At 59.7% G+C, this 18302-nt stretch carries 19 protein-coding genes; 5 read left to right on the top strand and 14 right to left on the bottom strand.

The genetic code is table 11. The features are described from left to right. Window positions 1-60: 60 nt before the first annotated feature. The 6 genes from QMX84_RS10230 to exbB form a co-directional block, all read right to left on the bottom strand. Window positions 61-1461: an aminoacyl-tRNA deacylase and HDOD domain-containing protein gene (locus QMX84_RS10230; RefSeq protein ID WP_262126120.1), complete on the bottom strand. Its 1401-nt coding sequence runs from the start codon at window positions 1459-1461 to the stop codon at window positions 61-63. Between the two features lie 80 nt (window positions 1462-1541). Further along, complete coding sequence (recG, locus tag QMX84_RS10225) at window positions 1542-3617, bottom strand: ATP-dependent DNA helicase RecG (RefSeq protein ID WP_048371189.1); 2076 nt, start codon at window positions 3615-3617, stop codon at window positions 1542-1544. Between the two features lie 9 nt (window positions 3618-3626). Then, window positions 3627-4547 carry a hydrogen peroxide-inducible genes activator gene (locus tag QMX84_RS10220; RefSeq protein WP_153331249.1) on the bottom strand — a complete coding sequence of 307 codons (921 nt, stop codon included), beginning with the start codon at window positions 4545-4547 and terminating at the stop codon, window positions 3627-3629. Window positions 4548-4813: 266 nt separating this feature from the next. Then, on the bottom strand, window positions 4814-5560 hold the full coding sequence (locus QMX84_RS10215) for an energy transducer TonB (protein WP_048371193.1): 747 nt from the start codon (window positions 5558-5560) through the stop codon (window positions 4814-4816). Further along, the gene (gene exbD, locus QMX84_RS10210) at window positions 5557-5982 is read right to left on the bottom strand and encodes a TonB system transport protein ExbD (RefSeq protein WP_019828186.1); all 426 of its coding nucleotides are present in this window, start codon (window positions 5980-5982) and stop codon (window positions 5557-5559) included. The genes QMX84_RS10215 and exbD overlap by 4 nt, the downstream gene beginning before the upstream one ends. Window positions 5983-5988: 6 nt before the next feature. After that, entirely contained in the window at window positions 5989-6969 is a 981-nt protein-coding gene (gene exbB, locus QMX84_RS10205; RefSeq protein ID WP_153432834.1) for a tonB-system energizer ExbB, read from the bottom strand. Window positions 6970-7158: 189 nt separating this feature from the next. On the opposite strand from exbB, the gene QMX84_RS10200 reads away from it, so the two are divergent. Further along, entirely contained in the window at window positions 7159-8013 is an 855-nt protein-coding gene (locus QMX84_RS10200; RefSeq protein WP_282363759.1) for an SDR family oxidoreductase, read from the top strand. A gap of 70 nt (window positions 8014-8083) precedes the next feature. On the opposite strand, the gene QMX84_RS10195 is transcribed toward QMX84_RS10200, so the two are convergent. The 6 genes from QMX84_RS10195 to QMX84_RS10170 form a co-directional block, all read right to left on the bottom strand. Further along, window positions 8084-8848 carry a hypothetical protein gene (locus QMX84_RS10195; protein ID WP_262126117.1) on the bottom strand — a complete coding sequence of 255 codons (765 nt, stop codon included), beginning with the start codon at window positions 8846-8848 and terminating at the stop codon, window positions 8084-8086. 71 nt (window positions 8849-8919) lie between these two features. After that, window positions 8920-9300, bottom strand: coding sequence for a RidA family protein (locus tag QMX84_RS10190; RefSeq protein ID WP_019410296.1), 381 nt, complete (start codon window positions 9298-9300; stop codon window positions 8920-8922). Between the two features lie 24 nt (window positions 9301-9324). After that, window positions 9325-11430: a bifunctional GTP diphosphokinase/guanosine-3',5'-bis pyrophosphate 3'-pyrophosphohydrolase gene (gene spoT, locus QMX84_RS10185; RefSeq protein WP_048372386.1), complete on the bottom strand. Its 2106-nt coding sequence runs from the start codon at window positions 11428-11430 to the stop codon at window positions 9325-9327. Window positions 11431-11490: 60 nt separating this feature from the next. Continuing rightward, the gene (gene rpoZ / locus QMX84_RS10180) at window positions 11491-11754 is read right to left on the bottom strand and encodes a DNA-directed RNA polymerase subunit omega (RefSeq protein ID WP_016782707.1); all 264 of its coding nucleotides are present in this window, start codon (window positions 11752-11754) and stop codon (window positions 11491-11493) included. Between the two features lie 168 nt (window positions 11755-11922). Then, window positions 11923-12543, bottom strand: coding sequence for a guanylate kinase (gmk, locus tag QMX84_RS10175; RefSeq protein WP_282363758.1), 621 nt, complete (start codon window positions 12541-12543; stop codon window positions 11923-11925). Between the two features lie 13 nt (window positions 12544-12556). Then, window positions 12557-13420, bottom strand: coding sequence for a YicC/YloC family endoribonuclease (locus QMX84_RS10170; RefSeq protein ID WP_153372488.1), 864 nt, complete (start codon window positions 13418-13420; stop codon window positions 12557-12559). 193 nt (window positions 13421-13613) lie between these two features. Between QMX84_RS10170 and rph the strand changes: the two genes are divergently transcribed. Together rph and QMX84_RS10160 are read left to right on the top strand one after the other, a co-directional pair. Continuing rightward, window positions 13614-14336 carry a ribonuclease PH gene (rph, locus tag QMX84_RS10165; RefSeq protein ID WP_273221934.1) on the top strand — a complete coding sequence of 241 codons (723 nt, stop codon included), beginning with the start codon at window positions 13614-13616 and terminating at the stop codon, window positions 14334-14336. 35 nt (window positions 14337-14371) lie between these two features. After that, window positions 14372-14740 carry a DUF4870 domain-containing protein gene (locus tag QMX84_RS10160; protein ID WP_048389120.1) on the top strand — a complete coding sequence of 123 codons (369 nt, stop codon included), beginning with the start codon at window positions 14372-14374 and terminating at the stop codon, window positions 14738-14740. Between the two features lie 108 nt (window positions 14741-14848). Here QMX84_RS10160 and QMX84_RS10155 read toward each other — a convergent pair whose 3' ends face one another. Further along, window positions 14849-15649, bottom strand: coding sequence for an SDR family oxidoreductase (locus QMX84_RS10155; RefSeq protein WP_282363757.1), 801 nt, complete (start codon window positions 15647-15649; stop codon window positions 14849-14851). Between the two features lie 109 nt (window positions 15650-15758). Between QMX84_RS10155 and QMX84_RS10150 the strand changes: the two genes are divergently transcribed. After that, entirely contained in the window at window positions 15759-16697 is a 939-nt protein-coding gene (locus QMX84_RS10150) for a GlxA family transcriptional regulator (protein ID WP_282363756.1), read from the top strand. 60 nt (window positions 16698-16757) lie between these two features. Here QMX84_RS10150 and QMX84_RS10145 read toward each other — a convergent pair whose 3' ends face one another. Next, on the bottom strand, window positions 16758-17537 hold the full coding sequence (locus QMX84_RS10145; RefSeq protein ID WP_048372400.1) for an exodeoxyribonuclease III: 780 nt from the start codon (window positions 17535-17537) through the stop codon (window positions 16758-16760). Window positions 17538-17619: 82 nt separating this feature from the next. Here QMX84_RS10145 and pyrE point away from each other — a divergent pair, with 82 nt between their 5' ends. Beyond that, window positions 17620-18261 (top strand): orotate phosphoribosyltransferase, encoded by a 642-nt coding sequence (gene pyrE, locus QMX84_RS10140; RefSeq protein WP_282363755.1) that lies wholly within the window; start codon window positions 17620-17622, stop codon window positions 18259-18261. Window positions 18262-18302: the final 41 nt, after the last annotated feature.

The following is an 18302-nucleotide window of genomic DNA, read 5'->3' as shown; positions in this document are numbered from 1 at the left end:
AGCTTGCCTCGCGATCTTTTGATCTTAAAAGATCGCGAGGCAAGCTCGCTCCTACAGGATTTAAGCCTGGCTGAATTTGTTGGCCAGTTCGCGCAGCAGCACTTCGGCTTCCAGCACTTTGTTGACCGCGTCTTCGGCTTTTTCGCGGGTCACGTTCAAGCGCTCGAACAGCGCATCAGGCAGCGGCGCATAGGCCCCGTGGCCAACTCCGCGATTGCGCAGCAAACCCAGCGCCATACACACCAGGTTCGGGTATTCGGCATCGGCGTCGATGTAGTCCGGGTCGTGCTGGAAACGCAATGCAGCGGTCAATTCGTCCGGCATGCCCCAATGGCGCATCAGCCAGGCGCCCATTTGTTCGCGGCTGATGCCCAGCAGGTGCTGCTCGATCACGCTGTGGCTAACGTGCGGGTTGACCTCAAGGTGGCGGCAGATCAGCGAAAAGTGCGGCGGAAACACGTGGGCCAGCAACAGGTAGCCGAAGTTGTGCAGTAGCCCGGCCAGATACGCCAGCCCGGTTTCCGGGCGTTTCTCACGCGGCATGCTGCGGGTCAGGCCTTCAATCACCGCCGCCGTGTAGATCGACTGTTGCCAGTACGGCGTGCAGGACTGCGGGTTGTCCTTGGGCAAGCTCAGGGTTTTACCCAGTGACAGGCTCAAGGCCAGGTTGATCACCAGATCAACCCCCAGCACGCGCACGATGGCGTCCTCAACGGAGCGGATTTTGCTCGGCGCCGCGTAGTACGACGACGATGCCCAGCTCATGACTTGGGCCGCCAGCGCCGGGTCGGTTTCCACCACGCTGGTGATTTCATCGATGGTGACTTCAGGGTCAACCCGCAGGCGCATGATTTTGCGCACGCTCTCTGCCAGCGGCGGTATTTCGATGGTGGCTTCAAGCCGCTGCTGAATGCGTCGCGCCGTGAAGGCCTTGACCGCCTGGGTGATGGCTTCGCTGTCGTCGTCAGGGCGGTTCAGATTGAGGGTGATCTCGCTCAGAGGCTCACCAAAGCGCCCGGCGTTGGCCACGCCCAGCAAGCGCAGGAAGTCTTCGCGGGTGACTTCCAGCAACAGGCCCGGCTCCCCCGAGCTGATCAGCAGCAGCGGCTGTTGCAGCAGTTGCTCTTCGTACAGGCAAGACGAACGCGTAATGGCCGGCAGACCCGGCAGTTGCTTCAGGCCGTGGCGGTCGAGTATCTCGCGCAGCCGGCTTTGGGCAACGGCGGTCATGCGACGCCCGATCAAGTCGGCCAAGCGGTTGAGGTCAAGCAATTGGCTCTGGGCGAACATCACCATCAAGGCGCCAGCGGTGTCATCGAGCAGCACGGCCTGGACTTTGCTGTCCGGGTTGAGCCCCGGATGGTCGAGGACTTCTCGATAGGCAACCGCCCGCTCAGTGAGCAACTGCTGAATAACCGGTGGCGTGCTCGGAACGGCGAGGGCAATAGCGACTTTACTCATGGTCTGCATCCGATGTGTGCAACTCAAATTTGATAACCCGGTATTGGATCGGCCGCGTCTGTATTTACTGAACGATCTTTTTACACCTGACCGTACTGCTGGCCATGGCGTAACCAGCGATCCAGTAAGGGACTGACGTGACTCGGCCAGCGCTCCAGCAACGCCAGGGCGGCGTCGCGCACGGCGGGTAGCAAATCGGCATCGCGCATCAAGTCGGCCACTTTGAATTGCAGCAGCCCGGTTTGCCGGGTGCCGAGCATTTCGCCGGGGCCGCGCAGTTCAAGGTCTTTTTCAGCGATCACAAAACCATCGTTGGTTTCGCGCATGATGCCCAGACGCTGACGTCCGACTTGTGACAGCGGCGGATGGTAGAGCAGCACGCAATGGCTGGCCGCGCTGCCCCGGCCAACGCGCCCGCGCAGTTGGTGCAGTTGCGACAAGCCGAGACGCTCGGGGTTTTCGATGATCATCAGGCTGGCATTGGGCACGTCCACGCCGACTTCGATCACGGTGGTTGCGACCAGCAATTGCAGCTCGCCGGCTTTGAATTGGGCCATGACTTCGGCTTTTTCAGCGGCCTTCATGCGGCCGTGGATCAGGCCAACGCGCAGCTCGCCCAACGCGCTGGACAGGTCTTCGAAGGTGCTTTCGGCGGCCTGGCAGGTCATTTCTTCGGATTCTTCAATCAGGGTGCACACCCAATACGCCTGTCGCCCTTCGGCGCAGGCCGCGCGCACCCGCTCAATCACTTCAACCCGCCGCGTGTCGACCACCAGCACGGTGTTGACCGGGGTTCGGCCGGGCGGCAGTTCGTCGAGGATCGAGGTGTCGAGGTCGGCGTAGGCGCTCATGGCCAGGGTCCGCGGGATCGGGGTGGCGGTCATGATCAACTGGTGCGGGCACATGACCCCGCCCACGCCTTTGTTGCGCAAGGCCAGACGTTGCTGCACGCCGAAGCGGTGCTGTTCGTCGATGATCACCAGCGCCAGGTTCTTGAACTGCACCTGGTCCTGGAACAACGCATGGGTACCGACCACCATCGGGGCGCCATTGGCGATTTGCTCCAGCGATGCTGCCCGCGCCTTGCCCTTGAGCTTGCCGGCCAGCCAGGCGACTTCGAGACCCAGCGGCTCCAGCCAGCGTTTAAAGCTGATGAAGTGCTGCTCGGCGAGGATTTCAGTGGGCGCCATCAAGGCCACCTGATAACCGGCTTCCAGCGCCTGCAGGGCGGCCAGGGCTGCGACAACGGTTTTACCCGCGCCCACATCGCCCTGGATCAGGCGCAGCATGGGTTCGGGCTGGCTGAGGTCGTAGGCGATTTCGTTGCCGACCCGCACTTGCGCGCCCGTGGGCGGGAAGCCCAGGTTGGCGAGGTATTGCTTGGGCAGCTTTTTAGCCTTGGGCAACGCCGGAGCTTGCTGCGAGCGCAAGCTCTCGCGCAGGCGTTGCTGCGAAAGCTGATGAGTCAGCAGTTCTTCAAACGCCAAGCGGTGCTGGGCCCAGTGATGGCCCAGCGCGAGTTCTTCAACATCGGCATCGGCGGGCGGCTGGTGCAAATAGCGAATGGCCTCGTCCAGCGGGGCCAGTTGGTAATCCTTGGCCAGTTCGGGCGGCAACCAGTCGGGCAGGCTGCGCGGCCCCAGCATGGCCAGGCTTTGCTGGCTGAGTTGGCGCAAACGCTGCTGGGTCAGGCCTTCGGTGGTCGGGTAGATCGGCGTCAGGGTGGTGTCGACCGGCGGCGGCTCAGCGCCGGTGATGGCGCGGTATTCGGGATGGTAAATCTCCAGCCCCGACGCACCGGGCCGCGCCTCGCCATAGCAGCGCACTTCGGTGCCGCGCTTGAGGCTTTCTTTTTGCGCATTGCTGAAATGGTAAAAACGCAGGCTCAAGCCGCCGGTGCCGTCGTTAATACGCACCAGCAGGCTACGGCGCTTACCCATTACCACGTCGAGGCCGATCACCCGGCCTTCGACCACGGCGTCTTGCCCCGGCCGCAGCGCGCCAATCGGCACCACACGGGTGCGGTCCTGATAGCGCAATGGCAGGTGGAAAAGCACGTCCTGAACGGTTTCGAGCCCGACCTTGGCCAATTTCTCGGCCATGGCCTCACCGACGCCCTTGAACACGGTGACCGGCACGTTAGACAACTCAGTCATTTCAGCTTCTTACGTCGCAGCAGGTGGCTTGGCCACGGAACACAGGCGGATCGAGTCCGCGAGGATTTCAATGGCTTTTGGCCGAGGGAAGCTGGCGCGCCAGGCAATCGCTACCGTGCGAAACGGCACCGGCGGGGTCAGCGGGCGCACCGACAAAATGCCAGGTGCGTAATGGTGGCTGTCGACCGCCGACAACGGCAGGATCGAAATTCCCAGACCCGAGGCCACCATGTGGCGGATGGTTTCCAGCGAGCTGGATTCCACAGTGGTGTGCTTGGCGCCATCTGCACCTTTGGTCAGCGTCGGGCAAGCCTCAAGCACTTGGTCACGGAAGCAGTGGCCTTCACCCAGCAACAACAAGCTCTTGTCGTTGAGCAGACTGGCGTCGATGGTGTCTTTTTTGCTCCACGGGTGTTCACTCGGCATCAGCACATAGAACGGCTCGTCGTAGAGCGGCAACGTCAGCACGTCGGCTTCGTGGAACGGCAGCGCGATGATGATCGCGTCCAGCTCGCCGTTGCGCAGTTTGTCGCGCAGTACGTGTGTGAAGTTTTCTTCGATGTACAACGGCATTTGCGGGGCGACCCGATGCAGTTGCGGAATAAGGTGTGGGAAAAGGTACGGGCCAACGGTGTAAATCGCCCCGACTTTGAGCGGAGCGGTCAGTTGGTTCTTGCCGGCCTGGGCCAGTTCGCGAATCCCCTGGGCTTGCTCAAGCACCTTTTGCGCCTGGGCAACGATACCTTCACCTACAGGCGTGAGACGCACAGCGCTTTTGCTGCGCTCGAAAATCAGCACACCGAGTTCGTCTTCCAGTTTTTTCACGCCCACTGACAGCGTCGGCTGGCTGACGTGGCAACGCTCGGCGGCATGACCGAAGTGTTGTTCTTGGGCGAGCGTAACGATGTAGCGCAATTCAGTAAGAGTCATAGCGGGCGTCCCTGTATTGACGAGCCAAGCATAACGGCTGCAATCGATAGACGCACGTTATCACTCATTGCCCGGGGAACCACAGTGACTGCGGCAGGTTTCATCCGCTGCTTTGTAGTCGCTGACGAAGCATGAGGCTGCGATGGGTTGCGAAGCGACCCCAAACGGCGGTCCTGCGGCCCGCATCGCAGCCTTCGTACCTGGTCAGCGGCTACAGGGGCGGGGCCAACATGCAAAAAGGGCACCCTGCGGTGCCCTTTTTGCTGTTAACGCCGACGTTTATCGATGGAATAAACGAACGGCGCCACGATTTCGATGCTGCCGTTGGTCAACATTTCTGGCGGCGGCTTGGGCAATGGCTGTGCCCGGCGAATCATTTCCAGGGTAGCCCGGTCCAGATCCGCGTTGCCGGAGCGCCCTACCAACTCGTAGGACAGCACCTTGCCTTCAGCGTCGACCACGAAGCGCAGACGGTTCAGACCTTCCTTGCCCCGCGACTGCGCTGCTGGTGGGTACTTCTTGTACTTGCCCAAGTGGGCCAGCAACGTACCTTCCCAGCTGGCTTTGGCAGCCAGTTGTTGTGGCGACGGGCCTGGAGCCGGTGCAGCAGACTTTTCAGTCGGCGCTTTGGTCGGCGTGGCGTCGCTTGGTTTCTCTTCTGACGGCTTTTCTTTGACCGGATCAGGTTTTTCCACAGGCTTGGGCGGTTGAGGCTTTTGCTTGGGTTTGACCGGTTTCGGAACAGCGATCTTCGGCTTGGGCGCTTCAGCCAGCTTGGGTATCGGCAACTCTTCCACAGGGGCCGGTGGTTGCGGTGGTGTCACCACTTTCGGCGGCGCAGGCGGTGGTGGTGCTGGCATCGGCGCCAGATCAACCATCATGGCTTGCGGTGGAAGTTCGATAGCCCGTGGGTTGGACCATTGCAGGGCAAGAATCACTGCCACTGCATGGACACCCAACACCACGGCCAAGCTGATTGCGTAACGCGTCATCTTTTGGCGCGCTATGGTCATTTCTTGGCTGCCGTCTCTAATCCGACCAGACCTACCTTCAAGTAACCGGCTGCGCGCAGTGCATCCATCACGCTCATCAAGTCACCGTAGTCCACGCCTTTGTCGGCCTGGAAGAAGATCGTCGTGTCTTTGTTGTTGTGAGTCCTGGCATCCAGGGTCGGACCCAACGCCTCAACCGTGACTGGCTCTTCGCCCAGGTACAGGCGCTGGTCAGCCTTGACGCTGAGGAACACCGGTTTCTCTGGCCGCGGCGCCGGTTTGGCGGTCGAAGCGGGCAGGTCAACCTTGATATCCACAGTGGCCAGCGGTGCGGCCACCATGAAGATGATCAGCAGCACCAGCATCACGTCAATAAAGGGGGTGACGTTGATTTCATGGTTCTCGGCGAGATCGTCATCGCCTTCTTTTAAATGCAGGCCCATGGCCGATTACCCCACTTTCACCATGTGCGGTTGCGAGCTGCGCTCGGGCGGCAGGTGATCGAGGTCACGGCTAACCAGCAGCAACACTTCTGCCGACGCATCAGCCACCTGAGCTTTGTAGCCGGTGATGGAGCGGGCGAAGACGTTGTAAATCACTACCGCAGGGATCGCTGCAACCAGGCCCAGTGCAGTGGCCAGCAAGGCCTCGGCAATACCCGGTGCAACCACGGCCAGGTTGGTGGTTTGGGTTTTAGCGATACCGATGAAGGAGTTCATGATGCCCCACACGGTACCGAACAGACCTACGAACGGGGCGGTGGAACCGATGGTTGCCAGCACGCCGGTGCCGCTGCTCATGTTACGACCGCAAGCCGCTACCAGGCGCTCAAGACGGAAGCTCACACGTTCCTTGATGCCTTCTTTCTCACGGCTATTGGCCGACAGGCGCATTTCTTCCATCGCGTCTTGCACCAGCAGGTGCGCGAGGGTGCCTTCTTTGGCAGCGGTTTCGCTGGCTTCCTGAAGGGTACGGGCTTTTTTCAGGTTGGCGATTTCACCGCGCAGACGACGCTTGGCACCCAAGACTTCAAAGCCTTTGGCAATCCAGATGGTCCAGGTGATGATCGAGGCAATGGCCAGGCCGATCATTACGATTTTTACGATGATGTCAGCGTTTTTGTACATGCCCCATGGGGACAGGTCGTGAGCCATGCCCAGGCTGTTGTCTTCTTCAGCGATCACTTGCGGTGCATCATCGGCCGGTGCGCCAGCGCCTTCTGCCAGGGCAGGGTCGGTCGCGACGGGGGCAGCAACAGGCGCCGGGGCCGCAGCTTCGGTTGCAGAATGTGCAGCGGGGGCAGCAGGCTCATCGGCAAAGGCCGCAGCAGGTGCCAGCAGGAAGCTGAACATCAGCGCCGCAAGCCCACGCCATAGACGTGAAGGGCTCGAAAGCTGGGTTGGCGAAGCGGTGGGTTGATTGCGTGTCATGCTAGCCGGACCTGAAGAAAGAAAAAGGATAATTGCCCTACAGCGCGTCTTAAGACCCAGGGCAAACGATGCGTTATTATTGCAAGTAATTCTTGTTAACAAAAGCAAATGCACCTGTTTTTTTCAAATGTCACGACCTTGGTCGTGTCCGTTCAGCCATTTTTGTAACATTTAGTAAGGAGTTTTGAGATGTCCAACGCCACAGCGTTGATCGTCGGTTGCGGTGATATCGGAAGTCGCTTGGCCACTCAATTGCTCGATAAAGGCTGGCAAGTCTATGGGCTGCGCCGCTCAATCGATCGTTTGCCGGCAGGCGTCATCGGTGTCGCGGGCGACCTGTTCAATGAGGCATGCCCGGCTGACTGGCCGACCGGGCCAATTGATTACCTGGTGTACAGCGCCACTGCAACGGAGCGCAACGAAGCAGGTTATCAAGCAGCCTATGTTGAGGGTTTGAAACACACCTTGAGCTGGCTCAAGCAACATAACCAGCAGCCCAAGCACTTGCTGTTTGTGTCCAGCAGCGGTGTGTATATGCAGCAAGACGGGGAATGGGTCGATGAAAACTCCCCTGCGGAGTCGACCATTTTTTCCGGTCGGGTCATGCTGCAGGCTGAGCAGGTAGCGCTGCACAGTTGCCTACCCGCCAGCGTCGTGCGCCTGACCGGCATTTACGGGCCGGGCCGGGAATGGCTGCTGGGGCAAGTGCGCAAGGGTTATCGGGTTGCGGTCAATCCGCCGCTGTACGGCAACCGCATTCACGCCGATGACGCTGCCGGGCTGCTGGCCTTTTTGCTGGAAGCGGCTGATCAGGGCAAAACGCTGGACGACTGCTACATCGGTGTCGACAACGCGCCCGCGCCGCTGGCCGAGGTGGTGGACTGGTTGCGCGAGCGCCTGGGTGTGACCGAATGGGCCGAAGAGGCAAGCGTGCGCCGTGCGGGCAGCAAGCGTTGCAGTAACGCACGGGCTAAAGCATTGGGCTGGGAGCCGCGCTACCCAAGCTACCGCGAAGGCTATGCCGCGATTCTTGAGAACAGTTGATCGCAGGCGCTGTCGAGGCACGAAGGCTGCGATCTTTTGAAGATCAAAAGATCGCGAGGCAAGCTCGCTCCTACAGGAGCGGGGTTGGCTTTTGGGGTTGTTTCTCCAGCACCCATTCCTGTTTGCCAGGGTAGAGCTGGGGCATTTCGTCAGGCTTGGCGGAGTCCAGCGCCTGGAAGATTTCAAGTCGGTTGCCGTTTCGCACAAAGATATGCGCGGCGCCGATTTCGTCCTGTTGCAGCCACAGGCTGTCGTATTCGCCACTCATCGACGCGCAATCGCCCGCCATGCACAGGGCGTAGGCGTTGTTGTTGGGCAGGCCTTTGACTTGACCGTCCGGCATAAAGGTCACGGTATTGCCCTGCCCCACGCCGCTGATCACACGCCACTGACCGCCTAGATAGGCCGCCTTGAGCGCGTACTCGAAATTCGTACCTAATGGGGCTTCACTGCTCAGCTTTAGCGGCGTGCGCACAAAGGACTGCTGAGGGTCGGCGTCTGAAGCGGCCTGAACCAGCTCTGCGCCCTGCATATTAAGCTCGATGGCCGAACTGCCATACACCGCCACTTGCCAGGCGCCCTTGTGGCCAGGCGTCAATTTGCCTTCGACCCACTCAAAGCCGTTGGTGTAGTTGGCTTTGGCGTTTTTGGCGTCGATGTCCCATTCAAGGTTCGGCCCGTTAGCCAGCAAGGCTTCACGCAGGTTGCCGCCCTTGGCAGCTTCATCGATTGCGCCCTGGTTAATCCAGACGCCACTGATATCGCGGGGTGCAGGTTCGCTGGCACAGCCGCCCAATAATACGGCGAGCAGTGACAAGGCTAGCGCTTTGCGCATAGTGGAATCCTTTTAAAGCGGGGGGAGAAGCGAGGGGGTTGGCGCAGCATGAATGTGCTGCGCCGAGGGTATTACTCGAGTACCAGAATGGCGTCCATCTCGACTTGCGAACCCTTTGGCAGCGCAGCAACGCCGATGGCTGCACGTGCCGGGTACGGCTGTTCGAAGTACTTGCCCATGATCTCGTTGACCTTGGCGAAGTGGCTCAGGTCGGTCAGGAAGATGTTCAGCTTGACGATGTCTTTGAACGAGCCACCCGCTGCTTCAGCTACCGACTTCAGGTTTTCGAACACCTGAACGGTTTGGGCTTCAAAGCCTTCAACCAGTTCCATGGTTTTTGGGTCCAGCGGGATTTGACCGGACATGTAGACGGTATTGCCAGCTTTGATCGCCTGAGAGTAAGTACCGATCGCTGCAGGTGCCTTATCGCTGGTGATTACAGTCTTGGACATGGGTGACTCCTTGTAATTAGGTGGCTACGCACGCATACGAGTGATGCGGATGACCCCGGTAAGGGCGCGCAGTTTTTTGATCACGCGCGCCAGGTGCACACGGTCGTGCACGCTGACTACCAGTTGGACCACGCTGATTCGACCATCGCGTTCGTCCATGCTGATTTTTTCGATGTTGCCGTCGGCGGCGTTGACGCTGCTGGCCAGCAAGGCGATCAGGCCGCGCTGGTGTTCCAGCTCGACGCGCAATTCGACGTTGAATTCGCCGGTAACGTCCTTGGCCCATGATAGCTGGACGCATTTTTCAGGGTTATGACGGATTTCACTGATATTGCGGCAGTTGTCCAGGTGCACGACCATGCCTTTGCCCGCCGACAGGTGGCCGACAATCGGGTCGCCCGGAATCGGCGTACAACATTTGGCGTAGCTGAGCACCAGGCCTTCTGTGCCGCGAATGGCCAGCGGGCCTTCGGGGCTCGGCAGTTGCTCGCCCTCGCCCAGCAAACGTCGGGCCACGACATACGCCATGCGGTTGCCCAGACCAATGTCTTCAAGCAGGTCTTCGATGTGTTCCAGGCGATATTCCTGGAGCATGGCCTGAACGCGTTCGGCGGGGATCTTGTCCAGCGCGCTGTTAAAACCGTTAAGCACTTTGTTCAGCAAACGCTCGCCGAGGCTGATGGACTCGGAACGGCGTTGCAGTTTCAGCGCGTGGCGAATGTGCGTGCGCGCCTTGCCGGTGACTACAAAGTTGAGCCAGGCCGGGTTCGGGCGTGCGCCCGGCGCACTGACGATCTCGACCGTGGAGCCGCTTTGCAGTGGCTCGGACAGCGGCGCGAGACGACGGTTGATCCGGCAGGCAATGCAGCTGTTGCCGACGTCGGTGTGTACCGCGTAGGCAAAGTCGACCGCCGTGGAGCCTTTGGGCAGCTCCATGATCCGGCCTTTGGGTGTAAAGACGTAGACCTCGTCCGGGAACAGGTCGATTTTTACGCTTTCGATAAATTCGAGGGAGTTGCCGGCGCGCTGCTGCATCTCGAGCACGCCCTTGACCCATTGCCGCGCCCGGGCGTGAGTCCCGGTGTGCTGCTCGTCGCCACTGGATTTGTACAACCAGTGCGCGGCGATGCCGTTGTTGGCCATTTCTTCCATTTCACGGGTACGGATCTGAATTTCGATCGGTACGCCGTGCATGCCAAACAGCGTGGTATGCAGCGACTGATAGCCGTTGGCTTTAGGGATTGCGATGTAGTCCTTGAAGCGGCCCGGCAGCGGTTTGTACAAATTATGTACAGCGCCCAGCACGCGGTAGCAGGTGTCCACTTTGTCGACGATGATGCGGAACGCGTACACGTCCATAATCTCGTTGAACGCCCGACGCTTGCCGCGCATCTTTTTATAGATGCCGTAGATGTGCTTTTGCCGCCCGCTCACTTCGCCCTGAATGCCGTCGACGGCCAGACAGTGGCTGAGGGACTCTTCAATTTTGTTGACGATCTCTTTGCGATTGCCCCGGGCGCGCTTGACCGCCTGATAAATGCGCGCCGAGCGCATCGGGTACATCGCTTTGAAACCGAGGTCTTCGAATTCGATACGAATGTTGTGCATGCCCAGCCGGTTGGCGATGGGCGCGTAGATTTCCAGGGTTTCCTTGGCAATCCGCCGGCGTTTTTCGCCGGACAACACTTCGAGGGTGCGCATGTTATGCAAGCGGTCCGCCAGCTTGACCAGAATCACGCGAATGTCGCGGGCCATGGCCATGGCCATTTTCTGGAAGTTTTCAGCTTGGGCTTCGGCTTTGGTTTCGAAGTTCATCTGGGTCAGCTTGCTGACGCCATCGACCAGTTCGGCCACGGTTTCACCGAACTGCGCAACCAGCGCTTCTTTGGCAATACCGGTGTCTTCGATCACGTCATGCAGCATGGCCGCCATCAGGCTCTGATGGTCCATATGCATGTCGGCAAGGATGTTTGCCACTGCCAGCGGGTGCGTGACATAAGGCTCGCCGCTACGTCGGCGTTGGCCGTCGTGGGCTTGTTCTGCGTAAAAATACGCTCGTCGGACCAGATTGACCTGGTCCGCACTGAGGTAGGTCGACAAGCTGTCGGCGAGGGCGTCTATGCTCGGCATGAGGGAGCCTCCTGCCAAAACTGTGAACCCTTCGCCGTACTACGTCGACCGGGCATAGGCTTAGTTCGCCTCGTTGGACTCGTCCTCGAACGCTGCAAACAGCGGTTCGTCTTCGACGATTTCAGCGTTGGCGATAAACTCGTAGCTCATCAGGCCTTCTGCGATTTCGCGCAGGGCAACAACGGTAGGCTTGTCGTTTTCCCACTGAACCAGAGGCTCTTTACCACCGGTGGCCAGTTGACGGGCACGCTTGGTAGACAGCATGACCAGCTCAAAGCGGTTATCCACGTGTTCTAGGCAGTCTTCAACGGTTACGCGGGCCATGGTCTTCCTCGTAGCAAATACAATGTGCGCGCTGCCCGGATGGGCGAGCGGACTCGACAGTTTAAAAAATCACCAGCCATTAGGGAAGCGCTGATTTTTCACTCACCCTGCCCAACGTCTCTGTAAGTGCCAATGTAAAGCCCTTGCAGGGGTTTTGGGAAGAGCTGATTAACCGAGCAATTCGGCCAGCAATTTACCGTAGCGCTGCTGTTGGCGCTTTTGCTGGAGACGACTGGCATGGAAAATGGCCTTCAAGTCATCCAGTGCCAGAGCAAAGTCGTCGTTGATGATCAGGTAGTCGTAGTCGACGTAGTGGCTCATTTCACTCACGGCTTCGCGCATACGGCCGTCAATAATCTCGGCACTGTCCTGCCCGCGATTGTCCAGACGATCACGCAGGGCTTGCTGGCTCGGCGGCAGGATAAAGATCGATCGTGCCTGAGGCATCAGTTTGCGAACCTGCTCGGCACCTTGCCAGTCGATTTCCAGGATCAGGTCGTGACCTTCATCCAGCGTCTGCTGCAAGTAGCTTTGCGAGGTGCCATACAGATTGCCAAACACTTCGGCACGCTCAAGAAAATCGCCGTGCTCGATCATCTTCACGAACTCTTCGCGCTCGACGAAGTGATAGTGCACGCCGTTCTCTTCACCGGGACGCATGGCCCGGGTGGTGTGTGACACCGAGACGCGGATCTGCGGCTCAATGTCGATCAGGGCCTTGACCAGGCTGCTTTTCCCGGCCCCTGAAGGCGCGGAAATAATGTAGAGAGTGCCAGTGCTGTGGGTCATGTCAGGGGAAGCCTTACTCAATATTCTGTACTTGTTCGCGCATCTGCTCGATCAACACTTTGAGGTTGACCGCAGCCTGGGTGCTGCGCGGATCGAATGCCTTGGAACCGAGGGTGTTGGCCTCCCGGTTGAGTTCTTGCATCAGGAAGTCGAGCCGACGGCCGGCAGCACCGCCCGACTTGAGCACGCGCCGCACTTCCAGAATGTGGGTGCTCAGACGGTCCAGCTCTTCTGCGACGTCACTCTTTTGCGCGAGCAAGACCATTTCTTGCTCAAGGCGCTGAGGGTCCAGCTCGGCTCTCATGTCGGCGAAGCGGTCCAACACCTTCTGCCGCTGGGTCGCGAGCATTTGCGGGACCAGCTCACGCAGGGTCTCTACGTCGCTTTCAATGGCGCTCAAGCGGTCACTGATCAAGCGTGCCAGCTCGGCGCCTTCGCGCTCACGGCCGTTTTTGAGTTCTTGCAGACCTTGCTTGAACAGCGCCAGCGCCTGGTTGTTGAGGGCCTGCGGGTCGGCGGCATCGGCCACCAGCACACCGGGCCAGGCCAGCACTTCGAGCGGATTGAGGGCCGCGGGCTGCTTGATCAGGCTGGCAATGGTCTCGGCAGCGGCCACCAGTTGCGCGGCGCGCTCGCGGTCGACTTGCAGCGGCTTGCCCGTGGTTTCTTCGGTGAAGCGCAAGGTGCACTCCAGCTTGCCCCGGGAAATACCTTGGCGCAGCGCTTCACGCACCGCCCCTTCAAGTTCGCGGAAAGACTCTGGCAAGCGCAGGTGCGGCTCCAGGTAGCGGCTGTTGACCGAACGCAGCTCCCAGCTCAGGGTTCCCTGAGTGCCGGCGCTTTCGACGCGGGCAAAGGCGGTCATGCTGTGCACCATGGAGGTACCTCGCGATCTGATGAGTGAAGCCGGGCGGCTATTAAGGGGGCGGATTGTAGCGCAGTGCAGCGGATGGCCCCAAATGGCGTCTGTCGTAAAGGCGCTACAACACTGGATTGCGTTTTAAATGTGCCCGGATCGGTCACGGCCTTTATAATGCTCGGCAGTTTTCCGTCCCGTACAGGTATCCCACATGAAACGTCCAAGTGGTCGCGCTGCCGATCAGCTCCGCCCGATCCGCATCACCCGCAACTACACCAAACACGCAGAGGGTTCTGTACTGGTCGAGTTCGGTGACACCAAAGTCATCTGCACCGTAAGCGTCGAGAACGGCGTACCGCGCTTCCTTAAAGGTCAGGGCCAAGGCTGGTTGACTGCCGAATACGGCATGTTGCCGCGCGCCACCGGCGAGCGTAACCAGCGTGAAGCCAGCCGTGGTAAACAAGGCGGTCGCACCCTCGAAATCCAGCGCCTGATCGGCCGTTCGCTGCGCGCCGCGCTGGACATGTCCAAACTGGGCGACATCACTCTGTACGTCGACTGCGACGTGATCCAGGCCGACGGCGGCACCCGCACCGCGTCGATTACCGGCGCGATGGTGGCTCTGGTTGACGCACTCAAAGTGATCAAAAAGCGTGGCGGCCTCAAAGGCGGCGACCCGATCAAGCAAATGATCGCCGCTGTATCGGTGGGCATGTACCAGGGCGAGCCGGTGCTGGATCTGGACTACCCTGAAGACTCGGCAGCCGAAACCGACTTGAACGTCGTGATGACCAGCACCGGTGGTTTCATTGAGGTTCAGGGCACTGCCGAAGGCGCGCCGTTCCAGCCTGCCGAACTGAACGCCATGCTGGCATTGGCGCAACAAGGCATGACCGACATCTTCGCACTGCAACAAGCGGCGCTGGCAGACTGATCGCCAAGCCCCTTGATGACCGACAGGAGAACGCCATGACAGAGCTCGACCTTTCAAATCCCAAACCGAGCCGCGAAGCTCGCCAATGGGCAATGTTTTGTCACTTTGCGGCGTTTTTGGGGATGTGGTTTCCGTTTGGCAACCTGATTGGGCCGCTGATTATTTGGCAGCTCAAGCGCGAAAGCGATCCCTTTATTGACGAGCAGGGCAAGGAAGCCCTGAACTTTCAGATCACCGTGGCGATTGCTTCGGCCATTTGCTACGTGCTGATGTTCGTACTGATTGGCTTCGTCTTGCTCGGCCTGCTGTTCATCGGCGCCGTGGTGCTGGTGGTGATTGCCGGGGTCAAAGCCAATGACGGGGTGGCCTACCGCTACCCTTTCACCTGGCGGCCGATCAAGTAAGCCCAAAAGCCCTGTAGCCGCTGCCGAAGAATGAGGCTGCGATGGGTTGCGAAGCGACCCAAACGACGGTCCTGCGGCCCGTATCGCAGCCTCGTGCCTCGTCAGCGGCTACAACGGTTTTACGCCGTAGCGGGCGGCGGGTTCGCTGCGCGAGAGGTTGGGTAACAGCGCCTGGCGCGCCGCCTCAAAGGCCGCCCAATCTGCGCTGTCCGGCAAAGACGGTACCGTCACAGCCTCACCTTGGGCCAAGCCCGCCAACGCCGCATCGACCAGCTTCTCGGTGGTCATGACCATCGTCTTCGGCAAAGCATCTACCGACATACCAGCCGCTGCAAAAAACTCGGTCGCCGTCGCACCCGGCAGCACGACGTGCACGTTTACCCCTTTATCACTGAGTTCGTGGCGCAGCGATTCGCTGAAGGCCAGCACGTAGGCTTTGGTTGCGCCATATACGCCATTGAGCAATGTCGGCGCCACGGCGACGACTGAAGCAATGTTGATGATCGTGCCACGCCCCTGTTCGACGAAGTTACCGGCAGCGGCTTTTGCCAGACGCGTCAGCGCCAGCACGTTGAGCAAAATCATCGCGTCCATTGCTTCAACGGAAGACTCCAGCAATGTGCCCCCGGCTCCCACGCCCGCGTTGTTGACCAACAGACTGATGCGCTTGTCGTCTTGCAAAAGGGCGGCGACACGCGCCAAATCGTCAGGCTGGTTGAGGTCAGCGACCACCACCTGAACATCGCGCCGGGTGTGCGCGGTCAACCGGGCCGCCAGACCTTCCAGACGCTGCTGGTTGCGGGCCACCAGAATCAGGTCGTAGCCCTGCTGCGCCAAACGATCGGCATACACCGCACCAATCCCCGAAGAAGCGCCCGTAACCAGGGCATAGCCTTTGTGTTCACTCATCACGCTTGCTCCAAAACGGCCGGGTAAGGAGTCGGCCTTGTTGGGGTTCAGGTTATGAGCGTATGGTGATGTCAGCAATGCCATATATCCCACCTTTCAGGACATGCTTATGGTCACCATCGGTATTCTTCTGTCGCCCGGCTTTCAGATGCTTTGCCTGTCCACCAGCACCATCTTTGAGTTTGCCAACCTGCTCAGCGGGCAATCGTTCTATCGCGTGGATTTGATCTCTGAGCAGGGCGGCCTGGTACCCAGCTCCATGGGTTTTAGCGTCGAGACACAGGCGTTCAAGCAACGCAGTTATGACACGGTGCTGGTGCTGGGCGACAACCAATTGATAGAACCCACACCGGCGCTGACCCCTTTTCTGCAGGACACCCTGAGCACGTCGCGCCGCCTGGCTTCAGCCTGTACCGGTTCATTTCTGCTGGCAGCCGCAGGTTTGCTGGATGGCCGCAAAGCCACCACGCACTGGTTTCACGCCCGCACCTTTCGCGAGACGTTCCCCAAGGTAAAGCTGGAAGAAGACCGCATTTTCACGGTCGACGGCAAACTGTGGACCAGCGCGGGCATGACCGCCTGTATTGATCTGGCCCTGGCCTTGGTGGAGCAGGATCTGGGCGCGGACGTGGCGCGCGATGTGGCCAGAAAGCTGGTGGTTTACCATCGCCGTGCTGGCGGGCAGTCGCAGTTTTCTGCGTTATTGGAACTCGAGCCAAAGTCTGACCGCGTGCAAACCGCGCTGACCTACGCCAAGGAGCACCTGCGCGAAGAGCTGTCGGTCGAGCAATTGGCCGAGGTCGCCCACCTGAGCCCTCGCCAGTTCAGTCGCCTGTTTCGCAGTGAAACAGGCCAGTCACCGGCCAAGGCCATCGAAAACCTGCGCCTTGAGGCGGCCCGTTTGATGCTTGAGTCCGGCGCCCACAGCATCGACAGCGTGGCGCGAGAGAGCGGTTTTGGCGACCCGGAGCGCATGCGACGAGCCTTTATCCGCGCCTTTGGCCAGCCACCGCAAATGCTGCGTAGGGCGCTGCACTTGCAGGCTTAGCCGCCAAAAAAAATGCCCGTATCGTGGGATACGGACATTTTTGTGACAGCGAAAGAACACTTAGATAGTGAGTGTCCAGTCGTAGTCCACGATCAACGGCGCGTGTTGCGAGAAGCGTGGCTGACGCGGCAAGCGAGCGCTGCGAACAAAGCGGCGCAAACCCGGGGTCAACAACTGGTAGTCGAAACGCCAGCCCAGATTCAGCATCTCGGCCTGTTCGTTGTCCGGCCACCAGCTGTACTGATCACCTTCACGACTGACTTCACGCAGGGCATCGACATAGCCCATGTTGCCGACAATCTCATCCATCCAGGCCCGTTCAGGCGCCAGGAAACCAGGAGACTGCTGGCTGTCACGCCAGTTTTTAATGTCGAGCTTCTGCTGCGCCACATACAACGAGCCGCAGTAAATGTACTCACGACGCTTACGACGCTGCTTATCCAGATAGCGTGCAAAATCGTCCATTAGCTTGAACTTCTGGTTCAAGTCTTCATCGCCATTCTGCCCCGAAGGGAGCAGCAAGGTCGCGATGCTGACCTTATCGAAATCGGCTTGCAGGTAGCGCCCGTAGCGATCGGCCGTCTCGAAGCCAAGCCCAGTGATGACTGCTTTCGGCTGCAACCGCGAGTACAAAGCCACACCGCCTTGGGCAGGGACTTCAGCTTCGCACGCGTACAGAAAGTAGCCATCCAGCTGGTAGGCTGGATCGTCCAGTTCAAAGGCGGAGGCGCGGGTGTCCTGCAGGCAGATAACGTCGGCATTCTGAGCCTGCAGCCAACTGAGCAAACCGCGCTCGACTGCCGCCTGAATACCATTGACGTTCACACTGATGATCCGCATAAATGGCCCCAAAAATCACGTGCGTGTATGATACACGCCGTCTTACTAATTAGCTAAATCCGTGGTATCTGGGGCCATTTTCATGCAAGCGTATCAGCGCGACTTTATCCGTTTTGCCATTGATCGCGGCGTTTTGCGCTTCGGTGAGTTCATCCTGAAGTCCGGGCGTACCAGCCCCTACTTCTTCAATGCCGGCCTGTTCAACACCGGCTCCGCGCTGGCTCAACTGGGGCGCTTCTATGCCGCCGCCATCGTTGACAGCGGCATTGATTTCGACGTGCTGTTTGGCCCGGCTTACAAAGGTATCCCTTTGGCCGCGACCACCGCCGTCGCCCTGGCCGAGCACCATGATCGCGACATGCCATGGTGTTTCAACCGCAAAGAAGCCAAGGCCCACGGCGAAGGTGGCAGCCTGGTTGGGTCGCCTCTGGAAGGCAACATCCTGATCATCGACGACGTGATCACGGCCGGCACCGCCATCCGTGAAGTCATGCAAATCATTGACGCCCAGGGCGCCAAAGCGGCGGGCGTACTGATCGCCCTCAACCGCCAGGAGCGCGGTAATGGCGAGCTGTCGGCCATCCAGGAAGTCGAGCGCGACTTCGGCATCCCGGTGGTCAGCATCGTGTCGTTGACCCAGGTGCTGCAGTTCCTGGCCGAAGACGAAACCTTGAAGCAACACCTGCCAGCCGTTGAAGCCTACCGGGCGCAGTACGGGATCTAAACAGCCCTGCTGTTCCCCACGGGGGAGGCACGACACCTGTC

Origin of the sequence: Pseudomonas sp. PS01297 (assembly GCF_029959305.1) — a bacterium.
GTDB lineage: Bacteria > Pseudomonadota > Gammaproteobacteria > Pseudomonadales > Pseudomonadaceae > Aquipseudomonas > Aquipseudomonas helleri.
This window is presented reverse-complemented; position numbering and strand designations above follow the sequence as displayed.

Bases quoted from the DNA above. Each gene is read 5' to 3' on its own strand.
- QMX84_RS10230 (WP_262126120.1), bottom strand. From the start codon at position 1,461: ATGAGTAAAGTCGCTATTGCCCTCGCCGTTCCGAGCACGCCACCGGTT.
- recG (WP_048371189.1), bottom strand. From the start codon at position 3,617: ATGACTGAGTTGTCTAACGTGCCGGTCACCGTGTTCAAGGGCGTCGGT.
- QMX84_RS10220 (WP_153331249.1), bottom strand. From the start codon at position 4,547: ATGACTCTTACTGAATTGCGCTACATCGTTACGCTCGCCCAAGAACAA.
- QMX84_RS10215 (WP_048371193.1), bottom strand. From the start codon at position 5,560: ATGACCATAGCGCGCCAAAAGATGACGCGTTACGCAATCAGCTTGGCC.
- exbD (WP_019828186.1), bottom strand. From the start codon at position 5,982: ATGGGCCTGCATTTAAAAGAAGGCGATGACGATCTCGCCGAGAACCAT.
- exbB (WP_153432834.1), bottom strand. From the start codon at position 6,969: ATGACACGCAATCAACCCACCGCTTCGCCAACCCAGCTTTCGAGCCCT.
- QMX84_RS10200 (WP_282363759.1), top strand. From the start codon at position 7,159: ATGTCCAACGCCACAGCGTTGATCGTCGGTTGCGGTGATATCGGAAGT.
- QMX84_RS10195 (WP_262126117.1), bottom strand. From the start codon at position 8,848: ATGCGCAAAGCGCTAGCCTTGTCACTGCTCGCCGTATTATTGGGCGGC.
- QMX84_RS10190 (WP_019410296.1), bottom strand. From the start codon at position 9,300: ATGTCCAAGACTGTAATCACCAGCGATAAGGCACCTGCAGCGATCGGT.
- spoT (WP_048372386.1), bottom strand. From the start codon at position 11,430: ATGCCGAGCATAGACGCCCTCGCCGACAGCTTGTCGACCTACCTCAGT.
- rpoZ (WP_016782707.1), bottom strand. From the start codon at position 11,754: ATGGCCCGCGTAACCGTTGAAGACTGCCTAGAACACGTGGATAACCGC.
- gmk (WP_282363758.1), bottom strand. From the start codon at position 12,543: ATGACCCACAGCACTGGCACTCTCTACATTATTTCCGCGCCTTCAGGG.
- QMX84_RS10170 (WP_153372488.1), bottom strand. From the start codon at position 13,420: ATGGTGCACAGCATGACCGCCTTTGCCCGCGTCGAAAGCGCCGGCACT.
- rph (WP_273221934.1), top strand. From the start codon at position 13,614: ATGAAACGTCCAAGTGGTCGCGCTGCCGATCAGCTCCGCCCGATCCGC.
- QMX84_RS10160 (WP_048389120.1), top strand. From the start codon at position 14,372: ATGACAGAGCTCGACCTTTCAAATCCCAAACCGAGCCGCGAAGCTCGC.
- QMX84_RS10155 (WP_282363757.1), bottom strand. From the start codon at position 15,649: ATGAGTGAACACAAAGGCTATGCCCTGGTTACGGGCGCTTCTTCGGGG.
- QMX84_RS10150 (WP_282363756.1), top strand. From the start codon at position 15,759: ATGGTCACCATCGGTATTCTTCTGTCGCCCGGCTTTCAGATGCTTTGC.
- QMX84_RS10145 (WP_048372400.1), bottom strand. From the start codon at position 17,537: ATGCGGATCATCAGTGTGAACGTCAATGGTATTCAGGCGGCAGTCGAG.
- pyrE (WP_282363755.1), top strand. From the start codon at position 17,620: ATGCAAGCGTATCAGCGCGACTTTATCCGTTTTGCCATTGATCGCGGC.